The 2,298-nt window shown below is 69.0% G+C and carries 2 protein-coding genes; one reads left to right on the top strand and one right to left on the bottom strand.

Annotated elements, in window-relative coordinates; translation table 11 throughout:
- Nucleotides 1-330: 330 nt before the first annotated feature.
- A complete protein-coding gene (locus HUK84_RS15320) occupies nt 331-1,839 on the top strand; it encodes a complex I subunit 4 family protein (protein ID WP_176641056.1) in 1,509 nt (502 codons plus the stop codon).
- A 67-nt stretch (nt 1,840-1,906) separates the two neighbouring features.
- On the opposite strand, the gene HUK84_RS15325 is transcribed toward HUK84_RS15320, so the two are convergent.
- On the bottom strand, nt 1,907-2,298 hold a 392-nt coding region (locus HUK84_RS15325; protein ID WP_246285713.1), incomplete at its 5' end, for a LysR substrate-binding domain-containing protein.

Below are 2,298 nucleotides of genomic sequence, written 5' to 3' on the forward strand. Positions count from 1 at the left end.
GATGGCCTGCCACGGCAGCGTGCGGGCCGGCCGCAGCCTGAACCGGGCGGAGATGGATGCGCTGCTGCGCGACATGGAGCGCACGCCGCGGGCCGGCACCTGCTCGCATGGGCGGCCGACCTGGATCAAGCTGAGCCGCGCGGACCTGGAAAAACTGTTCGGCCGCCGGTAGCCGCCAAAGGGCGGGACAAACGCCGGGATGGCGGGGCGGTTGCGCGGATTGCAAGCGGAATCGTCGCTGCTCGGCAGAACGTGAGCGGCGCGCGGCTGGTCTCGCCGACGGAACGGCGATAGGCTCGGCGGCATCTTTTCACGGACGATGAGACCGACGTGCATCCCATCCTGCTCCCGCTTGTCACGTATCTGCCGCTGGGCGGCGCCCTGGCCATCCTGCTGATGCGCGGCACAGCCGAAGCGGTCGAGGGGGCGTCGCGCTGGGTGGCGCTGTGGACCAGCCTGCTGGTCTTCGCCCTGTCGCTGGTGATGTGGGGCGAGTTCGATCCCCGGCAGCCCGGCTTTCAGTTCGTGCAGCAACTGGACTGGGCGCCGTCCTTCGGCGTGTCGTACCATGCCGGGGTGGACGGGATCAGCCTGCTGTTCGTGCTGCTTTCGACCTTTCTGACGCCGCTGGCGGTGATCGGCGGGTGGAAGCTGGTGACCACGCGGGTGCGCGACTACATGCTGGCGGTGCTGCTGCTGGAGACCACGCTGGTCGGACTGTTCTCGGCGCTGGATCTGGTGCTGTTCTATGTGTTCTACGAGGCGACGCTGATTCCGGGCAGCCTGATGATCGGCGTGTGGGGCGGGCCGCGCCGCGTCTGGGCGTCGATCCAGTTCTTTCTGTTCACGTTCGGCGGGTCGCTGTTCATGCTGCTGGCGCTGCTGGTGATGTGGAACGTCACCGGCACGACCGACGTGCCGGCGCTGATGCACCTGAATTTCCCGCGTGCGCTGCAATGCTGGCTGCTGCTGGGCTTCGTGGTGGCGTTCGGGGTCAAGCTGCCGCTCTTCCCGCTGCATGCCTGGCTGCCCGACGCCTATGCCGAGGCCCCGACGCCGACCACCGCGCTGCTGTCGGGCGTGCTGTCGAAGGCCGGCGCCTATGGGCTGTTGCGCTTCGGGGTCCTGATGTTTCCCGACGCGGCGCGGCTGTTCGCGCCCTATATCCTGGCGCTGGGGGTGGTCGCGGTGATCTATGCCGCCATCATCGCCCTGGCCCAGACGGACATGAAGCGGGTGATCGCCTATTCCTCGTTCTCGCATATGGGGCTGGTCGCGGTCGGACTGTTCACCCTGACGCCCGAGGGGGTCGACGGCGCCATCTTCCAGATGCTGTCGCACGGCGTGATCATCACCGCCCTGTTCTTCTGCGTCGCCGCCGTGGCCTGGCGGGCGGAAACCCGCTCGATCGACGCTTTCTCGGGGGTCGCGCACAAGATGCCGGCGCTGGCCACGCTGGCCATGCTGTTCGTGATGGCCAATGTCGGCCTGCCGGGTACCGGCGCCTTCGTCGGCGAATGGCTGGTCATGGTCGGCGCCATCCATGTCTCGTTCTGGGTCGCGCTGCTGGCCGGCAGCAGTATGATCCTGGGGGCGGTCTATATGCTGGTCTTCTATCGCCGGATCTGGTTCGGGACGGCCGGGCACGGGGTGGTGGCCATGCTGCGCGACCTGACGGCGCCGGAACTGGCGGTGCTGGTGCCCTGCGCGCTGGTCACGCTGTGGATGGGCATCCATCCGGGCAGTTTCCTGCGCGTCTTCGACCCGGCGGTGGTCGGGGCCTTCAATCCGCCGGCCCAGGCGGCCGCGACGGGAAAGCTGCATCTCGCGCTGCGCTGAGCCTGCAAGCCGGGCCTGCAAGTAGAGTCCGTCCGGGTGACCGGGCGCATGGCGGGATGGCGGCGCGTCAGCGCAGCAGGCTGTCCCGGGCGGCGGCGACCACTTCGCGGGTCAGCGCGTCCAGCAGGCGGGTGCCGATGCGCACATGCTGCCAGTAGAGCGGCACGTTCAGGAAACGCTGGTCCATCAGGCTGACCAGCCGGCCGGCCGCCAGGTAGCCGGCGACCATCGGCAGCGGGTTCATGCACCAGCCCAGCCCCGCCAGCGCCGCGTCGACGAAGGCGTTGGTCGAGGGCAGCCAATGGGTGGGGGCCCGGGATGCCAGGGTCTCGGGGACCGTGCCCAGCGTCGCCATCCATCGTTCCTGCAGATGGTCCTGCCGGTCGAAGCGCAGCATCGGCGCGCGGGCCAGGGCGGCGGCATCGACCCCGTGGGCGAACCAGCGCGCCATGAAATCGG

The sequence above is a fragment of the Nguyenibacter vanlangensis genome (genome assembly GCF_013376155.1).
Lineage (GTDB): Bacteria > Pseudomonadota > Alphaproteobacteria > Acetobacterales > Acetobacteraceae > Gluconacetobacter > Gluconacetobacter vanlangensis.